Here is a 21,670-nt window from a genome sequence, read left to right on the forward strand (position 1 = left end):
GCCCGGGCCGCGGCCGGGGGCGCGTGGCGTCCTGCCCGCGCCCCTCAGGTGCCTTACGCTGCGTCAGTACACCGTTCCGGCGACGTGCACCCCCTCCAGCCCTGGCACCTCCCCGTGGACCCCCAGGATGCGGCTGCTGCGTTCCTCCAGCAGCGCCACCACCGACCTCGAGTCCGCGCCGTCCACCACGATCGGGGCCTCGGTCGGCGACGGCCGCACCAACGTCCCGCCGCGCTGCGCCGCCTCCACCATCGCGGACACCAGCCGGGAGCCGATCACCGGCCGGTCGGCCTGGCCGGTGATCTCCACCTCGTATACCTGCCCACCAGGCAGCGCGCCCGTCACCCGCAACGTCACCTTCGCCTCCGATCCGCTCACGCCCGCCGTCCCAGCGTGCTCATCACGCCGAGCAGCCACTGGCGCAGGTCGTCGTCCAGATACCACGTCGAGCCGCTGAACATCGCCTCCAGCGCGGTCGGCAGCACCTCCCAGGACCGGCCGTCCGCTGGCTCCGAGCCAGTGAACATGTCCGCCCACCCGCCCTGCCGGGCGGTCGCCCGCGGGTGGTGCCCGCGACCGGGGAACCACTGGGCCAGCCGGATCTGCGGAGCCCGCTCGCGCGCCCCGACCTCGCCCCGGGAGGTGCGCACCCAGTGGTACGCCTCCTCCGCGGCGGCCAGCTCCGGGATCGAGTGCTGCAGGTGGTGCGCCAGGGCGTGCAGGGCGGTCGCGTCGCTCTCACCCACGGTCAGGTGCCGGCTCTGGGGGTGGTAAGAGCCGCGGCGCGCACCTGCGCTGACGGTGAGCGGGCCGGCCGCGGCCAGCCAGTCGGCGGGCAGGAACGCCTCCAGGCCGCGCAGCCGCTCGGCGCCCTCGCCGCTCGCCCGCAGGCCGCCGCCGTCGCCGAGCTGCCGAACCCGACCGAGCGCCTGCTGGGCGGTACCGCGCAGCGCAGCCGCGTACGCCGCCTGGGCGCGCCGCTCGTCCGCGACCGCCTGCCGGGCCTCTGCCCGGGCGCTGTCCAGTTCCAGCTCGGCGTCGCGGCTGCCGGCAGCCGCCTCGGCGGCGATCCGGTCAGCGCGCTGGGTCGCGGTCTGCGCATACTGGTGCACCGACCGGAGACGTCCGTGCGGATCACTTCCCAACTCCGGTGCCACCTGCCGCATTTGGTCGGTCACCATCGCGTCCAGGGCCTCGCCCGCACCCAGAACAGCGGCCAGATGCCGCAGCGCCTCCGGGCCCGGTCCGCCGTCCACAGCCCGGTCCGCCGTCCACCGCCGCTCTTCGACAGCTTCGGGCAGCCGCCCGGCCTCAAGGTCGGCGGTGCTCGCCGCGCCCCAGTGGCTGACCGTCCGCTCGACCTGGCCGAACCGCCCAGCCGGCAGCATGGCCAACCACGGCGTCAGATCCACGCCGGCCTCCGCGCTCCCGCCGGTCTCGCCAGCGGCGGCCGCGACGTCCGCCTCGATCTCACGCGTCTCCGGCCACCACCGAAGCCGCCGCGCCAGCCGCTCCCGCACCCGCTGGAGACGCTCCCCGTCCTCGCCCCGCCACACCGTGGCGACCTTGCGCAGCAGCTCCCGCAGCCAGACCGCGACCCGGCGGGCCAGGCGCACCAGCGCGGCCATCACCCGGGAGAACAGCCCAGGCCGGGCCTCGGACGGCACGCCGTCGACGATCTCCCGCGCCGCCTGTTCCTGACCCTCGGCCATCGCCCGGACCGTGCGCTGCACGATCTGCTCGACCTGCTGCTGGTCCAGGCGCCGGCGGCGCAGCATGGACGCCGCCACCGCCAGCGCGGAGCCGACCGCGCGCCCGGCGAACGACGCCGTCGTGGCGCCGGCGCGCTGCCCGGCCGCAGCCGCCGCTTCACCCCGGCCAGAAGGCGGAGCCCCAGGCGCAGAACCGGCGTGCCGGGCGGTGGCCCGGTAGGAGCGAGCCATGGCCACCAGAGCGAACGTAGTCGGGTCGATGCCCTCGGGGATGCGGCGCAGCAGACGCACCGCGCGCTGCGCGGTCTCCTCCTCGCTCTCCCCGTCCAACGGCTCCAGGTCGTTGAGGGTGCGCAGCACCGCCTTCACCGCAGCCTCCCGCGCCTTCTGCGCGGCGTGCCGAACGGCCTGCTCGGCGTGGGCATGCGCGGCTTCGTCCAGGCCAAGACGACGCAGGGCCTCAGCAGCGTCGGCGGCCCCGTGCCGCTCACCCCTCCGGGCGCCGGGCGCCAGCCGCTCGGCGACGGACTGCCGCAGCGCGTGGATGGTGCCCGGCACCACGCCCTCCACCGCGGCCTCCACAACGGCGTCGACTGCGTCCCGCGCGCGGGACGCGACGACGTCGCTGGTCCTCGGCCGCGCCGCCGGCGCGCCCGAGGGAGCTGACGGCGCAGCCTCGGCGGGCTTCGCCCCGGCCCCCGGCGCGGCCGCCTGCGGCGCCGGCAGATGGTGAACCGGAGCCGAAACAGGCAGCACTTCCTCCTCCGCGAGACCGTAGGCATCCTCGACCGTCACCGACTGGGTGCCGCCCGGCCCCGGCCGGGAATCGGTCACCACCACCGGCGTCGACGTGCCGTCCCCCTGCGGCACCGCGACCACGTCCCCGGGCACCAGGTCCCCAGCCGTCCCCCGCACCGGCGCCCGATCCCGCTCCTGCGGCCGAGCACCGGCGGCCCGCGCGAGCCGGTCAGCCGCTCGCCCGGCCGTACGGCCCTCCCCGGTGCGCGGATCGGCGTGCTGACGCAGCGCCTCCTCCAGAGCCCGGGCCTGCTCCACGGTCACCGGCTGCCCGGCCTCGATCCGCTCGGCCGCCTCCACGGCCTCCGGCTCGTCCGCCTCACCGAGCCCGAGGGCGTGAATCCGCGCCCGCTCAGCAGGCGTCAACTCCGGGACGATCCCGGCATCGGCCTGTGGCGCGGCACCCGCGGGGGTGACCCGCCGGGTGTCGTCGATCCCGGTGACGGCCTCCTGCGGCGACAGATCGGCCGGCTGCCCGGAGGCGCCGGTGGCACGCGGCAGCAGCAGCGCCCGGTCGGCCCGCAGCTGCCCGCGCGTTCCGGTCCCGACCTCCTCGTAGTCCACGACGACGTGCTCACCGTCGCGGACCGGCTGGCCGACCACCTTCACCGGCGTCTTGCGGCCGGCGTCGTCCACCAGCACGACGTCCCCCTGGGCCAGCTCCCCGGCCGGCACCGGCCGCAGCGCCACGATGGCGGGCCCGGCCTCGTCCGGCTGCGCGCCGCGCGCCACGGTCAACGACCCGCCATCGGCGAGCTCGACGCCCTGCGGTGTCGCCACCTCGACGGCATCGCCGTCCACGGTCTGCACCACGCCGACCGGCTGACGGGTGTCCGGGTCGACAGCGACCTGACCCGGCTTGATGTGCTGCCCGTCCGGCGTCCATCCGGCCGGGCGGGCAGCGCCGCCGTCGACCACCTCCAGGTCCCCCGGGGCGGCGTCCTGGTCGTGGCGCCGCCCGTCGTAGCGCACCGACACCGCCGAGGCGGTCACCCCGGTCACCATGCCCTCCCTGTCGCCGGGGCCGCGCACCAGCGAGCCGGGGAACAGCCCCACGCCGTTGCGGTCGGTGGGGTGGTCACCGTCCAACCGGCCGGTCATCGCCTCCAGCTGCGCGCCGGTCAGCATGGAGCCCTGCTCTGTCAGCGCGTCGGCCCGGGCGGCCTGCTCACCGGCGGCGACGAACACCACCCCGCGCCGGCCGGACGTGCCCTCTGCGTCGTCTCCCACGGTGACCTCGTGGCCGCGAATCGTCCGGCCGCCGCGGGTGATCACCGCCTCGCGTCGGCCCAGCACCCATCCGGAGCGGCCGATCGGGTTGCCGTTCTCGTCGCTGCCCTCGACCCGGGCAACGTCGCCCGTACGGAGCTGCTCGACGGCTACCCACTGCGCGGGCCGGCCACCGATCGGATTGGGTGCCCCCTGGTCCTTCACCCGCTTCTGGCGGTCAACACCGTCCTGCTGCTCGGCCTCAGGCCGCTGCCCGGCCGCCGGGACGGCCGCAGACGGCCGCTGCTCCGGCTCCGCCTCGACCGTCGTGGCGCGTGCGGCCGCCAGCTCGTCCGCACCGGGAGGTCGCTGCTCCAACCCGTCACCCGGAACGTTCACCACCGGCAGCTCAGCCGACTCATCCGACCCGGCGGCCGCCCGCGCGGCATCCTGCTCGTCCTCCCACTGCGCCCGGGCCTGCCGCTCACCGGCCAGATGCTGCTGGTAGTACCGGGAGAACGACACCGGCCGCTCGCCGCCGTTGTGGTACTCGATCCACTCGCGCAGTTCGTCCGAAGCGTGCTTGTCGAAGACGGACTGCGGGGCCTCGAACAGCATGTAGTCCGGGTCGTCGATCCGCAGACCGTTCGCGACCCGCCGCGATGGCCGCCCCTCAGCGGCCGCCCGCGCGTCCTCGGCCTCCTGCTTGACCCGCGCCGCCCGCGCCTTCTGCGCGGACTCCCGGCGCACCAGGTAGCCCTTGGTGTAGTCCTCGACCGCAGACCTGATCGTCGGCCGGTACTCGTTGTCGTACTGGTGACGAAGCCGCTGACGCTCCGCCTCCACGCGCTCCAGGTACTCCCGGCGGGTCTCCTTCGTCGGGTACAGGCCGGCCAGCTGATCCATCAGCTCCTCCTCGGCCGCCCGAGAGACATCGTCGGCCGGGGGTGCGTCGGAAGCCTGCGCGGCCAGCGAGGCGAGTGCCCGCCAGTAGTCCCCGCGCTCCGCGGCCCGCCGGTCCAGCTCGTCGGCGATCCGGTGCAGATCCGGGTTACCCCAGTCACCGGCCGCCGCAACCTGGTCGCTCAGCACCGCCAGGTGCGCCTCCAGCACGCCTTCGTCGACGCCTGCCAGATCGTCCGGCAGCTTCTGGCCGCCGCCGTCCATGGTCGGAAGCTCCGCGCCCGGCAGGTCGGCCAAGTCGGCTGCAACGGAGGGCACTTCATCGCGCTCCTGAGGCGCAGCGTGCTCATCGCGCACTGCACGCATCGCCTCGCCGATCCGGCGTCCCTCAGCGTCCCGCCATCCCCGTCCGGCCGCCCGCGCGTCCGGCACGTCCCACGGGAACGGCCGCCCCTCGGCGTCGACCAGCCCCTCGTAGCGGGCCGCCATCGCCGCCGCGTCCTCCCGGCTGCCCTCCACCGAACTACCGTCACGCGAACCGATCGTGGCACCCGTACGGGCGTGGCCGAACTCCCAAGTCCGCCCGCCGTCCTTCGACCAGTACGCCACCCCACCGCCGGGGGAGACCCCCAGCGTCGGGTTCGAGCCGAGCCGCGCTACGTACGCCCGGTTCTTCGAGCTGCCAGGGATGCCCTCGCCGCCGGTGAACCGCTCCCGAACCCGCGCGAGCCGCTCCTCAGCGGCGCCCACACCCTCGGCCGCCGTCGCCCCGCTGGCCGGTTCCACCGGGAGCTCACCAGCGCGGTCCTGCCGCCCAGACGAATCAGGCCCCTGCAACGCGGCCTCGATCAGGGCGCTGCGCCGCTCGTGCTCCTCCAACGTGCCGGGGAACCGGTCGCGCCGGACCGTCTCCGGCAGGTTGGCCACCATCGCGTAGAACGCGTCGTGTCGGGCAACGTTCAGTGGCTCCTCGACGCTGTGCGCGCTGATCGCTGCGGGCTGGTCGGGATCGGCGCCGTCCGCGTGCAGCAGGAACCGCTCCACTGCATCCGCGTCGAGGCCCCGCTGCTCAGCCTCCGCCCGGGCCTGCGCGCGCTGGCGGGCGAACGCCTCCCGCAGCTCCTCGTAGTACCGGCCCTCGCCGATGATGCCCGGGCTGCCCCGGCGCCCGTCACCACGGTAGGACCCGAAGTAGACGGCCTCTCCGGCGGCGGGGTTGTCGGCGGCGCGCAGCCGCTCCAGGTAGTCCGCTGTTGCGCGCTGGCGGGCCGCCTCGGCTTCGGCCCGCAGCAGGCGGGCCCGCTCGGCGAGGAACTCCCGCATCGGGCCGTCGTGTTCGGCAAGGAAGTGCTCGACGTTCGCGTCGAACTGGGCCAGCGGCGCTGCTGCGCTGGCCTCGCCCAGCAGGGCATTCCACTCCTTGGCGTCGTCCGGGTGCCCGCCGGCGGCCGCGGCCAGACGGCCGACGACGTTGGGCACCTGCCCGCCCTCTTCCGGGTTCCAGTGGCTCGCCACGACGCCGGTCGGCGGCTGCACCTTCCCCGCCCGCCGAACCGACCCGCCCGCCGAACGACGGGAACGGCTCGGGCGGTTGCCGCGTCCGGCCAGGACACCTTCACCCTCAGCCTCGTGTCCGCCTGGCACGGAGGAGCCCTTCGGGAGGGGCAGCCCGATCAGCGGGACGTCCGGTGCCCCCAGCCCATCGAGGTCCGGCCCGCCGCCGTTCGTCCCGTCAGGACGGCCACGGCGATCCCGCCGACGACGGCGAGAACGTTCCCTGCCGTCGCTCTCGTCGTCCTCGCCGCTGCCGTGCTCGGAGTCGTGCTCGCCGTCTCGCTGCTCGGCGGCCGTTCGGTCGTCGAGCGCACGGTGATCCGCTTCACGGTCGCGGTGCTCCCGCGGCTGCGGACGCTCCGCGTCGACGCCCTGCCCCTGGTGGTTCTCCCGGTCAGCCGAAGCCCTGTCCCGGCCGTCCTCCTGGTCCTCCTGCCGGCGGCGATCCGCCTCCTCGGCGTTGCCCTCGTTCTCGCCGCCCAGCTGCTCCCCGGCGTTGCGGTCCCGCTCGGAGCCCGCCCCGTGGCGCGCCGCGTCCTGGTCCTCGCGCCGGCCGCTGCGTGCGTCGTGCCCGGCAGCCCTGCGCGGCACCGGCTGCTCCGCGTCGGCCGCGGTGTGCTCGCTGTCCTCCTGCTCCGGGCCGTAGCGAGGCGGCTTGGGCCCGCCTTCGACCTCAGCCACGATGCGGGCCCGACGCCACTCGGTCTCACGCTTCTCGCGCTCGGCTTCCTCCGGCCTCGTCCCCGAGCGCCGGTACGCGCGTTCGTCCGGGAAGAACGCGTCCAGCGCGTCACCGAGCTTGTCTCCCCGCATGAACATGGCGTGCTCCGGCCGTCCCTCATGCCGACGCGCCAGCTCGCGATACAGGTCACGCGCCTTGCGGATGCGAGCCGGATTGCTTCCGCCTTGCCCGTTGCGCAGCGACGACAAGACCATCTGGAGGTCGCTGTAGAGCTTTCCGGTTTCCCTGTCCTGCCGGGTCAAGCTGGTCTGCCCGTGGTTGTAGAGCTCCAGGTAGAGCTGCTCGGCCAGACCAGCCAGGTACTGGCTCTGGCTGTCCGGGGCAGTGCCGTACCGCTCCGTCATGACACGGGCGATGGCATCCGCGATCGTCGGGTAGAGGGACGGCTTGCCGTGGTGGCTGTCCTGCTTCATCCCACCGCGGACACCGAACGGGTACTCGGCGATCCACGTCTCGCCCTTGCCCCGGCGCGACACCTTGCCGATCCGGCGCCCCTCACTCCACAGCTCGAAGCGATCGGTCTTGGCACTGGTCCGGTTGATGGTCACACCGACGTAGCCGGTCGGGTGCGGCGAGGCGTCCTTCGGCCCGGGCACCACCAGGGGCGCCGGTGCTTCGCCAGTGCGAGGCCCCTCGAAGGGCGCCATCCGGCGCGCCTCCTGGGCATCGCTGTACCTCCGCGACTCAACGGGCACCTTGTGACCGTGCTCGCGAAGCCACTGCCGGGCCTCCAAAGAGAGCTGCCGCAACTCCTCATCGGTGTAGGACCGATCCCAGCGCCACTCCGGAGCAGGCGGAACATCCGCAGGCATGAGCGGAACGACCCAGGACTCGTCCTCGGGCACGTTGCCGTCGCGCCGCCGGGACAGGAACTCCTCGACCTTCCCGAGGTTCCAGCGGGTCTCGTTGGACTCGGCGTCATCGGGCCGCTCGGAGCCGTGCTCGCGCAGCCAGTCCCGCATCGCCCGGGCAACACGCTGCAGCTTCCCGGTGTCGAGACGACCGTAGTTGTAGTCGTAGTACGGGATGGGCGGGCGGTCGCCGGGGCCGGACTGCTTGAGGTCCTCCGGTCCCTCCTGCTGCGAAGCGGCCACGCTCTCCGGCACGCCGGAGAGCCCGCCGCGGGCGTCGTCCTGGTGCTCGGTCGAAGGAGAGGACTGCTCCGGCGCGTCCGCGCCACGGACATGTGCCTGCTCCTCCGCGACGAACTGGGCGAACTCCCGCTGCTCACGTTCGATGTCCTGCGGGCTCGGCTCGCCGGAAGCACGGTGGTACCGGTCCTCGGGCCGCATCGCCGCGAAGACAGAGGCGAACTGGCTCTGCCCGAAGGGATTGTCCGGACCGCCATGCAGGCGAGCCAGCTCCCGATCAGCGTCGCGGATCGTACGCAGGTCCTCGGGCACGCTCCCGCTGTCGCTGCGGCCCTCCGCGAGCGCCGTCAGCGCGCGTACGGCAGCAGCATGAAGGCGACGCGCTTCCTCGTTGCCCTCAAGTCGGCCGAGCGGCGGGAAGGTCCGTGCCTGGTACTTCGCGAGGCCCTGGAGGTGCCACTCCGGCGCGTCCGTGGGCACCGGACCGTCAAGCCGATCGTTCTCCACCGCCAGGTCGATGGCCCCTTGCAGGGTGTCGAACGTGAACGGTCCCTTGTAACCCCGGCGCTTCTTCCGGCCCGTGATCCCGTACGGGTGGTACGGGTAGTACCGGCCCTCGTGGCTGGACAAGCGGCTGATCAGCCGGCCGTCCCGCCACAGATCGTAGAAGTCGCCATCGGGCTGGAAGCGGTTGAGCGTGACGCCCTCGTGCTGGGTCGGGTAGGAGGCGGTGTCTCCCGGGCCCGGCAGCGTCCCGGCGGCCGTATCCACCGGCTCGTGCAGGCGCTCGGGCGCGGGCGGAACCGGCTGGGAGCCGGCGGCGGGCTCGCCCTCCGCCGTGAGGGAGCGAAGATCCGCATCAACCTGTTCCGGGGACAACTTCACATGCTCGCCGAGCTGCTGCGGTGCCTCGCCCGCAGCCGCCTCAGACGGGGTCCCCCGGTCAGCGTCGAACCGTGTGCGAGCCTGGCGCATCCGCTGTTCGTACGACACCCCGTTGATATCCCGCACCTCGTCGGCGCGACGGGAGATATCCCACGAGAGCCCCAGCGTCGTCCCCTTGCCGTCCTTGATCGACTCGAAGGCAAGAGCGAGCCGGTGGGCGTCCTCCTCGGTGCCGGCCACCTTGCTCACCTCGGGGTCACCGACGTACTCGCCGAGGGCGCGCGTGGTGATCGACCAGGTCTTCCCGCCGTCCTCAGTCCAGACCCAGAAGTGCCCCATCGGGCTGAACTTCATCGTCGGGTTCTTGGACTGACGGAGCGCGAACGCCGGATCGGTGGAGTCCGGCGCACTCGTGGCCAGGCTTCGCTTCGCAGACCGGACCCAATCCGCGTTCGGCTCGGGCTTCTTGCTCCATTCCTCCTCCCACGACCGCTGAGCATCAGCCCAGTCGACATCCGCTGACCGCTCCGTCGCCGCGGCATCCGTTGCGTCGGACCCGGTAGACCGCGCATCAACGCCATCCCCGGCGGGGGGCACCGGGGTCGAACGGTCCTCCGCCGCGCTACCAGAGCCCGGATCGTGCTGCTCCACCACGGCCGGCCCGCTGCCCGGCGGCGTGTAACGACCAGAGTCGATCGCCGCCTGCAGCTCGTCGTCCGAGGCGACGTCGGCGCGCGGTTGCGGATCGCCGTTACGCCTGCGCACCTGCTGCATGGAGATCGTGGAGGTGCGGCCCGTCTGCGGGTCGCGAACCGTCAGCACGGTGTCGGCCTTGACGACGTCGCCGGTGAGCACCTGCTCGCCGTCGTCCGAGACGTACAGCACGGTGTCGCCGGGGGTGAAGTCCTCGCGCGTCCAGTCCCGCGGGTAGTCGGTGTCCGGCGCCTCCATTGGGTCCTCCGAGCGGGTCACCTCCCACACCCAGCCCAGACCCCCTGCGTCGAGAGCCTCGGTGGCCCGGGTGACCGCGACGTACGAGAGCCTCAGATCCTCGTCGCTGGGCATCGTCGTCAGGTCGTACTTGCCGGACTCGTCCATCTCCGGGCCGCGGAAGTCGCCGGCGATCCTGACCCGGCGCCACTCCAGGCCCTTCGACTTGTGTGCGGTGGAGATCACCACGTCCGGGTTCTGGTGCTCGCCGACGATGCCGCCCTCGCCGTCCTCGGGGGCGTGGCTGTGCTGCTCGATGTACGCCTTCACGGCGGCGAGCGCGGTGTCGCGGTTGCCGGCCGGGTTCTTCACCGTCCAGCTTCGGCCGGACTTGCGGTTGGTCACCGTGTGGGTGCCGGGCTGGTAGTACCAGCGCTTCGACTGGTCGTCCCAGGCGAGCTTGCCGAAGCCGTTGGCCTTCGGGTCCTTCAACCAGCGCGTGAACGCCTCGTGGTCCGGGTCGCCGAACCTGGTGCCGGAGATCCACAGCCGCTCGCCGTCGTCACTGACGCGGATGTCGGAGGCCAGGCCGCCCGACTCCAGCAGCCGGTCGAGCTTGCCGTCCGTGTCGTTCTCGATCAGCTGGACCAGGGTGCGCATCGACCCGGCCGCCTCGGACTCCTGCTCGACGTACTCGACCACGTCGTCCCACGCGGCGAAGTCGGCGAGGTCCTTGTGGTTGGTCTTCTCGCCGGCCTGGAGCTGCCGGGCGGCCTCGACGAACTTGCGGATCTCGTCCAGGCCGCCCGCGACGGCGACCCGCTTGCCGCGGTCCAGCGCGTCGATCGCCTCGATCACCGCGGTGGCGTTGGTGCGGCACAGCACCGCGTCGACGTCGTCCGGCCCCAACTCCGTGATCCGCGACTCCTTACCGGGCAGGCCCTTGAGGCGCATCTCGGTGCCGGACAACCGAAGGAACCGGTTGCCGGCCTCGGCGATCTGCGGACCGAAGCGGAACGACTGGGTCAGGGTCAGCCGCGCGTCGACGGGGAAGCGGGCGAGCGCGTCGGTGGCGCCACGGAACCCGTAGATCGACTGGTTGGAGTCGCCGACCGCGACGACCTGCACGCCCTGCTTCATCGCGGCGCGCACGACCCCGTCGAGGACCGGGTTAACGTCCTGAGCCTCGTCGAAGAAGATCACGTCCGTGTCGACCTTGAACCCGGACAGCGCCCACTGCTTGACGATGTAGTCCTGGTCGTACGTCAGCTTGCCGTGCGGGTCGAGGATGTCCTCCCACATCCGCTCCGCGATCGGCTTCAACGCCTCGAACAGCGCCTCGCGGTGCTCCTCCTCGATCCACGGCGGCAGGCTCAGGTGCTGCGGGCCCATCTCCTCATCGGAGGACTGGCACCACCGCGAGACCAGGTCGCGGGCCTGGTAGGCGGCCGACGACGGCTTCAACGACTTCCCGGGCGCGTACTCCACCCAGTCGTACACCCGCATCAGATCGGCCACGGTCTGGGCGGTCTGGCGCTTCGCGCCGCCGTCGCCGTCCTGCGGCAACCTCTTCCCGAGGTCCCGCCCAGCGTCCTGGTACCGCTTGTTGACCGCCTGGAAGGCCATGCCGTTCGCGGTCTGCGGGGTGACGTTGTCCGCGTACTCGCCCTTGGCCTTGGCCTGCTTCGCCTCCTCCGCCACCGACCGGTTGAACGCGAGGTAGGCGATGCGCTTGCCCGGCATCCGCCGCGACAACTGCTTGAGCGTCGACGACTTGCCGGTGCCCGCGAGCGCCATCACCGCGGTGTTCAGGCCGCGCCGGGCCACCGCCTCGTGGATCAGCGTCTGCTCCGGAGTCGGCGGGTACTCCTCCTGCTCCGCCGCCGCGGCGTCGATCTGCTCCCAGTCGGCATCCGAAGGCGAGCCGGGCTTCGCCGCCGGCATGTCCTCGATCCGCTCGACGTTGCGGCCCTCGCCCTCGTCGGCGCGCAGCCCCTGGCCCGCCAGCCGGCTCTCGATCTCCTCCCCACGGTCAGCCGGCTTCTCGACGACCGTCTTGCGGTTGAGCTCCCGCTGCACCTCCCACCGGCGCAGCTCGGCCCGACGCCGCCATGCGAGAGCCAGCGGGTCGGTCGAGTTCTCCGCCGCCTGCACGGCCGCGTCGAGATCCGACAGCTCGTCGTCCAGCTCCTGCTGGTTCATCCCCGTCACCGGCCGGTCGCCGACCATCGGCCGCCCCTCCCCGTGCTGCGACGAAGGTGCCCCCGAGTGCCCCTCTCCACTGCTTCCGGCAGCCGGGGCATGCGGCTCGCCGGGACGGAGCGAGGCCAAGTCCGCCTGCACCTGCTCGGGGTCCAGCGGAACGCGCTGCTCGGTACCGCTCGACACCGCAGACTCCGCATTCGGCACCGTCGCGTCGGTCGTGACCGGGTCGGCGTCCCGGACGGGCGGCGAGTACGGCTGAGCGAACGGGTCGGGCTCGCCCGGCCGGGGCAGGGTGGCCTGCGTGCGGTCCGTCTCGTACGCCTCGCGGTCCAGCTTGTCGGCCGCGTTGCGCAGCACCTTCTGCTGGCGCCGTCCGGCGGCCGTGGTGGCGTCCGCCTGCTCGGCGGCCGCTCGGGCGGCGTCGCGCAGGGTCCGCATCTGGTCGGAGCGCATCTGGTAGCGACGCCAGACGCCGGGCTTCCAGCCGATCGGCTCCTCGGGGTCGGGCTGCGCGAGCTGAGCCAGCTCACGCACCTGCGCCTCGGTGAGCGTGACTTCCTTCCAAACGTTCCCCGTCGCCCACGCAGCGCCCTGGCCCGCCGGCCGGCCGCGATGGTCCAAGCTGATGCCCTGCGCGACGTGGGTCGCCATCCGGATCGGCGGGATGCCGGCCTTCGCGGGCATCTCGTCGTGCCAGGTCATGTCCTCGGGCGCGCCGCCGCGGGCGTCCTGGCCCCACCAGGCGGTGCGGCCCTTTTCGTCAGGCCGCGAGCGCACCCAGCCGATCGTGTTGCCGTCCTCGTCGGCGATCCAGCCGTGCCCGGCCTCCTGGTCGAGGCTGTGCAGCCGGCCGCCGTAGTTCACGGCCAGGCCCTCGGGAGTCGATGCCTGATCGAGCTTCGCCCGCCGTTCCTCGGCCGCGGCCTCGGTTGCGGCCGCGAGGCTGGCTGCTTGCGCGGGCGGCTGCTCGCCCGGGCGGTGAACGTCATGGTCGGGGTGGATGGCGTAGCGGCCCTGCACGTTGACGAAGTGCTGGCCGTCCTCGGTCGGGCTTATGTACGAGCCCGGGCCGTCCGGGGTGACGATCTCATCGCCGATCTCGTACCGGCGCACCTGGCCGTCCTCGGCGGCCGCGGGCTCCGGCTGAGCGTCCGGGCCGCCGGTCTTCGGCGCGTCGTTGACGTCACCGTTCTCAGGGACGCTCGGGACGTTCGCATCGGGCGCAGCCTGCGCTGTCGCTTGCGGCTCGGGCGTCTTGCCGCCGTTGCTCCTCTCGGCCACGCCGGCAGGGCGCTGCCCGGACGGGGTGGCGCCGTCAGCGCGGCGGAACGTGTGCTCGGGCCGGTGCATCAGGGTTCGGCCATCGGTGGTACGCACCCGCACCCCGCCGGTGCCGTTCTTGCCGAGCTGCTCGGGCTCGTCGGCGATCTCCGCCACCGTGCCGTCGTCGGCGACGTACCGGTCGCCCCGGCGCAGACGGGAGGCCCTAAGCCGGTCGGTAGCGCCTTCGGCGTCGGCGAACATGTCCGGCGTGCCGAACTCGTCGGCCACCTGCTGAGTCGGCTGTGCTGCCCGCACGTCGGCGGCGCCGAACAGCCCGGCGTCCTCGCCGCCGGCCTGCTCGGCCTGCATCTCCTGCCAGCTGCCGCCCGGGCCGGCCGGCGCATCCGCCTTCGCCCTCTCACGGCGGCGGGCCTGCTCGGTGGACAGCACCGAGTGCCGCGCGACGTCCTCGGAGCCGACCTCGCCGTCCCCGAGGAGATCCGGCTCCAGCGACGCCATCTCGTCGGCGATCTGCTCGTCCGTCAAGGTCGACGGATGCGCTCGCTCGTCCCGGCCCGCCGGGGCCGCGCTGCTCTCCGGAGCCCGCTCGGCCCCCTCGGGGACACGAGCCCCCGCCTCACGCTCTCCCGCGGGCCGCTCGGGTCCGGGCGCCGCCTGCGCGTGCGCAGCATCCGGACGGGCCCCCCGCTGCTCCCCATCACGAGGGAGCGGAGAGTCAGGGGCGATCGACGCTAGATCGGCCTGCACGCTCTGCGGAGTCAGCTCCTCCGGAGCGTCCTCCCCGGGACGGCCGGCGGCCCGCTTCTCGGCGGCCTGCTGCGCCCGCTCCCGCTTCGCCAGCTCGCGCCGTGCCTTCGTCGCCTCGCGGTCCGGCCACGAGACGGTGGTCCGGCCGTTCACGTCGGTGGAGACCACCGGCGGCGCCGGAGTACGCGGCATGACGTCCACGTCCTGCACCGCGGCCGGATCGTCGGCCTCCTCCGGGCGCTCGCCAGCCCGGATTCGGGCGTCCCGAAGCTGCTGCTCCAACGCGTCGATCCGGCGGCGTTGTGCAGCACGCTCGTTGGCGTCGCTGCTGAGCGGCTTGGACTGGGCGCTGATGATCGCGTTCACCAGACGGGAGCGCTGCTGCGCGGTCTCCAGCTCGTCGGCCTTCTCGAACGGCTTCTTCAACCGCTCGGTGGCGACGGCCGCGTTCCGCTCCTCCTGCCGCAGGTAGCTCTCGGCGGCCTCGATGTTCGCCTCCGTGCCGGCGAGGGAGTCCTCAAGGCGGGTGATCGGGGTCAGCGACTGCGCGTCCAGCATGTCCTGGGTGTACGAGCGGCGGCTTCCCGGCACGTCCGGCATGGAGATGTCGGCGACGTAGACCCGGGCGCCGGCGTGATAGCCGACCCGGAACTTGGCCACGACGTCGACACCGCCGACCTCACCCAGCGACACCTGCGCGTGCTGCTTCCACGGGCTCTGCCGGCCCTCGGCTATGACCTCGCCAGCCAGGCGCGCAAGCTCGGCGCTCGCCTCCTTGCGGCTGGTCAGCTTCTTCCCGCCTAGGGTGGCGTTGAACGCGTCACCGCGGGTGACGCGCTTGCGCCCGGAGACGGCCTGCAGCTTGGCAACCAGGCCGGCGGTGCGATCCCGCAGATCGTCGGTCTGATGGATGGTGGCACGGGCGCCGTCGATCGCCCGCAGGTACGCCTTGTGCTGGCGGGTCAGCAGCCCCAGCGACGCGCGAACGTTCGCCTGCTCCAGAAGGTAGGGGTTGCCGGTCGCCATCGCGGTGACCTGCTCGGCGTTGAAAATACCGTCCGGGATGTCCTCCACCGTGCGGTCGGTGAGGTTGCCCTTCATCAGCTGCCTGATGAACTTCGCCTTCCGCGCGACGGTCTGCCAGCTGAAACCGTCGAAACTCTGCTCGGTGACGTACTGGAAGATCGACACCTCGGGATTGACGTTGCCCTGGCGGATGATGCGGCCGTTGCGCTGCTCCAGGTCAGCCGGCCGCCACGGGCAGTCGAGGTGGTGCAACGCGGTCGCACGCAACTGGACGTTCGTGCCGACGCCCATCTTCGTGGTGGAGCCGATCAAGACGGCAATCTTGCCGTTGCGGGCATCGGCGAAGAGCCTCGCCTTCTCGGCGTCGTTCTTCGCCTCGTGGATGAAGCGGATCTTCCCCTCGGGGATGCCGCGTTCGGCGATCAGCGCCTTGAGCTCGGCGTAGGCGGGGAACGGGCTCTCGTCCAGCTCCTCCAGGTCGGCCGGCGCCCCCTTCTTCCCCTTGCGCTTCTTCTTGTTCGGGTCCTGGGGCGTGCCCATGTCCAAGAACACGATCTGCAGCCCACCCTTGGTGGGGTGCGGCGTCGGGTCGTCCTTGCTGGTCGGGTACTCGGTGTCCTTGGTGGACTCGTAGATCCGGTGGATGTTGTCGGCGGCGGTGCGCAGCTTGTTCCCGGCCTCGTCGAGGCCGACCATGCGCGGATCGAGGGAGACCTTCCGGCCGTCCGAGCTGATCTTGAGCATGTTGTCTTCGGTCGGCTCGACCAGGCCGCTCTTCACCGCGGCCGCGCGCCGGGCGAGGGACTCCTGGTAAGCGAGCATCGCCTCGGTCGGCTCGACCTTCACGGTGATGGCCCGGCCGGTCGACAGCTCGGGGACGTCGAGGTCCAGGTCCTCGGCGGTCTTCACGTCCGCGACGGTCTTCCAGATCCGCAGCAGCTCCGGCATGTTGCGGAACGCCGAGAAGCGGGACACCTCACGGAACCCGGAGCCGTCCGCGGCCAGCTCCACCCCGTTGACGATCTTGCCGTAGGTGGAGGCGAACTCGTCGAAGTCGCGGATGCGGGCCCTCTCCAGGAGGTCCGGCCGCAGGTAGCGCAGCATGGTGTGCGCCTCGGTCACCGAGTTCGAGATCGGCGTGGCGGTGGCGAAGGTGACGACCCGGCCCGACTTGGTCTTGCCGCGCAGGTAGTCGAGCTTCATGTCGAGGTCGGAGGCCCGGTTGGAGCCCTCGATGGCGGCGCCGGGGATGGAGCTGTTCGTCGCGAGGTTCTTGTAGTGGTGCGCCTCGTCGACGACGACGTAGTCGATGCCGGTGTCCTCGAAGGACAGGCCCGCCTTGTCCTTCATCGCGGAGGTCTTCTTCTCGATCTTCGCTTCGAGGTTCTTGAGCCTCTTGCGGATCTCCTTGACCATCCGCGTCTCGCGGCCGCCCGCCGGCCGGTCCGCTTCCGAGACGTTGCGTTCGCCCTTCGCCCGGGCCAGGGCCCGCTTGAGGGAAGCCTTCTCCCGCTCGATGTAGGCGAGCTGCGCCTCGGGGCGCATGTCGATCGACTCGAAGGCCCGCTGCGTGAGGATCACCGCGTCGGCGTCGGTGGTCGCGACACGGGCGATGAACTCCCGGCGCTTACGCCCGGTCAGGTCGTCCGAGCCGGCCGCGAGCAGCTTCGCGTCCGGGTACAGCTCCAGGAACTCGTCGTGGAACTGCTGCAGCATGTGCCCGGGCACGACGATGACCGGCTTGCTGGCCAGGCCCAGACGCCGCAGCTCCATGACGCCCATGGCCATCTCGGCGGTCTTGCCGGCGCCGACCTCGTGGGCGAGCAGCACGGCCGGCTCGTTGACCATCCGGGCGACCGCGGCGTGCTGGTGGTCGTGCGGCTTGAAGTTCTCCGCCAGGCCCGGCATGGTGCGCCGCTGGCCGTCGTAGGAGCGCAGCGCGAGGTTGTTGTGGGTGTCGTTGTAGACCTTCTTGATCTCGGCCGCCCGCTTGGGGTCCTCCCACAGCCAGTCCTGGAACCGCTCGGCGAGTTCTTCGGCCTTCGCCTGGGCGAGGTCGGTCGCGTCGGTGTCGACGTAGCTGGAGCCGTCCTCGTTGCGCCGGCGGACCTGGATCTTGCGGTTGGTGAGGATCGCTTCGACCAGCGTGGTGGCGGGGTAGTCCTCGGTGCCCCACGTGGTCCGGGCTGCGGTCGAGCCCTTGACCCGGTTGTTCGCTTCGACCTTCCACAGCGAGCCGCCCTGGTACTCGACCTTGACCGGTTCGGGCATCAGCTCGTTGAGAAACGCCTGTACGGGCTTGGCGCCGAGCCATGAGGCGCCAAGCGGAGCGTCGATCTCACCGGCGGGGATGTCCGGCGGCAGCACCTGCTCCAGGTGCTCGACGTTGACCCGGAACCGCGGGTCGGTGCCGGCCCGGTCGTTGGCTTCGTTGAGCTTGGCCCGGACGTTGCCCGACAGGTAGTCGGCGGCCATCTCCAGGTCGCCGTCGCCGGGCAGCTCGAAGACGAGCGGCATCTCCTCGCCGGTGACCGGGTCAACGGAGCGGGCCGCCAGCAGCCGAGCCCGCGCCTCGTCCGGCGTGGTCCGCATGACCTTCGCGAGCTCGTCCAGGTCCAGGTGACCTATTCGCTCGTGCACCAGCACGGCGGCGTCCTGCGGGGAGTCCGCCGTCTCCGGCAGAGTCCGGTGCCGGCCCGCGCGGCGGGTGAAGATCGACGCGGGGCTGCTGGTGCCGTTCTCGGCGTCGAAGGAGTCCAGCGCCTTGACGATCGACATCGTCGGGTCCTTGGTGAACAGGCCACCGCGCGGCGGCCGGTGACGGACCGCCTTGTCGATCTGCTCGCCGGTCTCCGGGTCGGTGGCCTTGCGGACCTTCCACTCGAACCTGTTGATCGCCCCGTGCTGCTGGTGGTACGCGTCGTAGCGGGCCTTGAGGCCCGTACGCAGCCGCTCGATCAGCGGCTCGTCGTTCTCCGGAGCGTTCTCGGCGGCGACCAGCGCCTTGAGGGCGTCACGCAGCCCCAGGAGGGCCTTGGCCTCCTCCGCCTGGCTCTTCGGCACGTCGAACGGATGGACCTGACCGTCCCGGACCTGAGTCAGCGTGCCGTCCTCTTCGACCTGCACGTGCCCGTCCACCCGGTTCGAGCCGGGCTCCAGCAGCCGCGGCTTGCGCCGCTCGGCACTGTCCTTCCGGTACGCCAGGCCATCGGCCTTCGCCTGGTCGACGACGTCCTTGAGCGCCCGCTCCAGCGCCGGGGCGAGGTGGCCGTCTCCGTCCACCCGCAGGTCGTTCGCCCGGTTCAGGCCGTGGCCGATCGCCATCTGCCCGAGGACCCGGTCCGGGTTGTCGGCGAAGTACGGGTTGAGGAAGACCCGGTCCTTCGACGTAACCGGCTCCTCCGGGTCCTGGCCGGGCAGCCCCTCGGCGGGCGCGGAGTGCACCCACATTGGGGGGTCGCTGGGGCCGCGCTCCTCCAGCGGCTTGATCGCCCGCTTTCGGTCCCGGCCGGTCGTGAACTCCTTCTCACCGTCACGGCGCCGGAAGATCAGAAGGTCCGTGACGACGTCCGTGCCGGCGGTGCGCCGGTGCGTGCCGGACGGCAGGCGGATCGCGCCGAGCAGATCGGCCTTGCGCGCCATCTCCATGCGCGCGTCCTCGGCCCGCACCGAGCTGCCGTCCATCGTGTACCGGGAGGTGACCACGGCGACGATGCCGCCCGGGCGGGTCAGGTCCAGCGACTTGAGGATGAACGCGTTGTGGATGCGGTGGTTGCCCTTGTTGTGCCGCAGGTCCACGACCTCGTACGCGCCGAACGGGACGTTGCCCACGGTCGCGTCGAAGGTGCCGTCCGGCAGGTGGGTCTTCTCGAAGCCCTCCGCGCGGATCTCCGCATGCGGGTACAGAGCCTTCGCGATGCCGGCGGTGATCGGGTCCACCTCGACACCGGTCACGTGCGCGCCCTCGGGCGCGTTCCCGATGAAGTTCCCCGACCCGGCACCCGGCTCCAGGACCTCCCCGCCGTCGAACCCGAGGTCGCGCAGCGCCCCCCAGACCGACTGCACGATCTGCGGGTCGGTGTAGTGCGCGTTCATCGTGCTGTCGGCCGCGCGCTCCCAGTCCTCGTCGGACAGCAGCGAACGCAGCTCCCGCGCCAGCGGCGCGAACTCCCCAGACGGCGAGTCCACGAACACCTGCGGGGTCGCACCCCACCCGGACCAGCGCGCCAGCACGGCCTGCTCCTGCGGCGTCCCCGGCCGCTGCTCGGCCTCCAGACGCCGCAGGACGCGGACCGCCTCGATGTTCGCCTTCACCCGAGCGGGCACCGTGGACGGAACCAGACTCCGGCCGTCCGCCGGCGGCCGCCAAGTCGGAGCGTTCTCCTCCTCCTCAGGCGACCCGAGGACTACACGACCGCGATCGGCGGCAGCGACACCCTCGGCATGTCCAGATCCTCCGTCCCGACCTCCTTCGGCACGCTGTAGATCAGCTCGTGCAGCGCCCCCTCCCGAGCCCGCATCCTCGCCATGTTCACCAGCCCGATCCGATCCGCCGTCTCGTCGGTCGGCTCCAGATCGTCGAAGATGTCCTCCCAGGTCTCCCCGATCTGCGTCTCCACCTCCTCGCCGATCCGCTCGAAGAACGCCGTCGCGTCCGGCCCCATCTCCGCCGTCGCCGCCGGCCGGTACGTCTGCCAGTACGCCTTCGCGATCTGCCCGTACGGGTTCACTCTGGTCCCCTCCTCGATTCCTGACGGCCGCACCGCGGCCCTCGTCATTCTCCAGCTCGCGGGCGTCCTTGATCGCGCGGTCGAAGGCGTCGACGAACTCCGTGCCGTCCAGCCGGTCCCGCAGATGAGGCGCATCCCAGTCGAACAGCTCACCGCGATCGTTGCGGACCTGCTCGGCGGCGTTCGCCACCAGCAGGGCCTCGCGCTTCGTCGAGAACAGGCTCCGCTTGTTGCCGCTGCCGTCCCCGTAGCGACTCTGGATCAGGATGCCGGTGCCCGAGTGGTGCACCACGTACTTGCCCTTGGGCGTGCGCGTGACCATGAACCGGCCGTTGGTCGACAGCTGCTCGTTGCTGGTCAGCTGCACGACCTTGAAGGCGCTCTGCCGGTCCTTGTCGGCCTGGGCGCTGTCGGCGCTCGTCGGGTCGGACCCGTCGTCCCAGTGGTAGCGCACGTCGCGGACGGTGCGGAACCGGCGCGGCGCAGCCTGCCCGGCCGGCAGCCACCCACCACTCCGTGGTCCGTGCTGCTCCGAGGCGTCCTGCTCCTGGTCTCCGCTGTCGTCGTGGCCGTCGCGGCGCCGCCCCCTCTCTGGTATGTCGGCCTGGGCGTCAGCGCCGTCGTGCCCGGAACCCTGCGCCTCCGGTGTGGCGGCCTGCCGGTGCCGAGCACGGGCCTCCGCCTCGATCCGCGCGGACGGCACCTTGCTGCCGTGATCCCGTTCCCACCGCTCGTGCGAGTACGGGTGACCGACCAGTTCGAACCCGTCCGCAGCGCCGCCGTTGACGACGGCCAGCGTCTCCTTCCGTCCGCCGTGGCCCTCCCACGTCAGCGTCGTCTTGTCGCCGTCCCGCTTCACATCCAGGACCCGCCGGGTGTACCAGCCACCGTCCGCGTTCGGGTTGCCGGCCACCACGAACTCGCCCGGCTTGATCTCCCGAGCCGCCGCCCGCCGGTGCCCCGGCTGCTCCCGCGCCGGGCCCTTCGGCGGGCCGGCCTTCTCCGCCGCCCGCTCCAGCTCCTCCCGGGTGTAGGACTGCCAGCCCTCCTGCTTGTGGATCGGACCGGACTCGAGGTCCTCAGCAGCCCGCAGGGCCTCCCGCTTGCTGCCGTGCTGACGCTCGTGCACACGCCCGGTCGCGGCCTCGTAGACCCGCCACTGACCGTCCTCCCGGCCCACCATGTGCCGGCCGGACTCTGTCAGCTGCGCCGACGAGATCGCGCCCGCGCGCTCGCGGGCAGCCTCCGCGCGCACCCGGGCGTCCTGCGGCTGCTCGGCGTCGGCCGCCAGCGGGCGGACATCGCCGCGCCGCCACGACTCCACCGTGCTCGTGACGGTCGGCTTCTCGTCCGGGATGTGCTGCTCGTCGTCGCCCTTGTCGTGTGGCTTCACCTGCACCCGGGGGTCGCCTGCGTCCGGCTTCGTGATGCCGTCGCCGCGGCCACCCGTCGACGCCTGAACCTCGCGCTTGGCGTCCTCCGCCAGGACCTTGTCCTCACTCGCGGTCGGCGCACTGCCGTCCGGACGGGACACCATCGTCAGCCGGTTCGCGTAGAGCTTCTCCCGCTCGCCGCTGTCCAGCCGTTCGACGAGCACCTTGTCGCCAGCCAGCGCCCGCAGTACTCGGGCCAGACCGCCGCCCCACAGTCGGGCGATGCCGCCCGTCTCCACGAACCGCCCCTTGCTGTCGCGCGGGTGCAGAGCGGGATTCCAGGGCCGGCGGGTGACCTTGACCTCAAGGCCGGCGGGAGCGGTGCGGTTCTCGTCGTGCGGCATGCGGCGGACCATGCACACCCGGGAACGCTAACGTCGCGCCCTCGCTGCGACACGACCAGCGGGACAGCGCCCGCCGC

General features: G+C 72.3%; 2 protein-coding genes. Both read right to left on the minus strand.

Features of this window, described 5'->3' with window-relative positions:
* Nucleotides 1-63 precede the first annotated feature (63 nt).
* Nucleotides 64-378 carry a hypothetical protein gene (locus ACPC54_RS30830; RefSeq protein ID WP_498969514.1) on the minus strand — a complete coding sequence of 105 codons (315 nt, stop codon included), beginning with the start codon at nucleotides 376-378 and terminating at the stop codon, nucleotides 64-66.
* Nucleotides 375-21,593, minus strand: a complete 21,219-nt coding sequence (locus tag ACPC54_RS30835; RefSeq protein WP_498969516.1) for a helicase-like domain-containing protein — start codon at nucleotides 21,591-21,593, stop codon at nucleotides 375-377. The genes ACPC54_RS30830 and ACPC54_RS30835 overlap by 4 nt, the downstream gene beginning before the upstream one ends.
* Nucleotides 21,594-21,670: the final 77 nt, after the last annotated feature.

Source organism: Kitasatospora sp. NPDC094028 (assembly GCF_049543595.1).
Classification (GTDB): Bacteria; Actinomycetota; Actinomycetes; order Streptomycetales; family Streptomycetaceae; genus Kitasatospora.

What these genes read in the sequence shown, in the direction of transcription:
- ACPC54_RS30835 (WP_498969516.1), bottom strand. Translation starts at nt 21,593, where the DNA reads ATGCCGCACGACGAGAACCGCACCGCTCCCGCCGGCCTTGAGGTCAAG.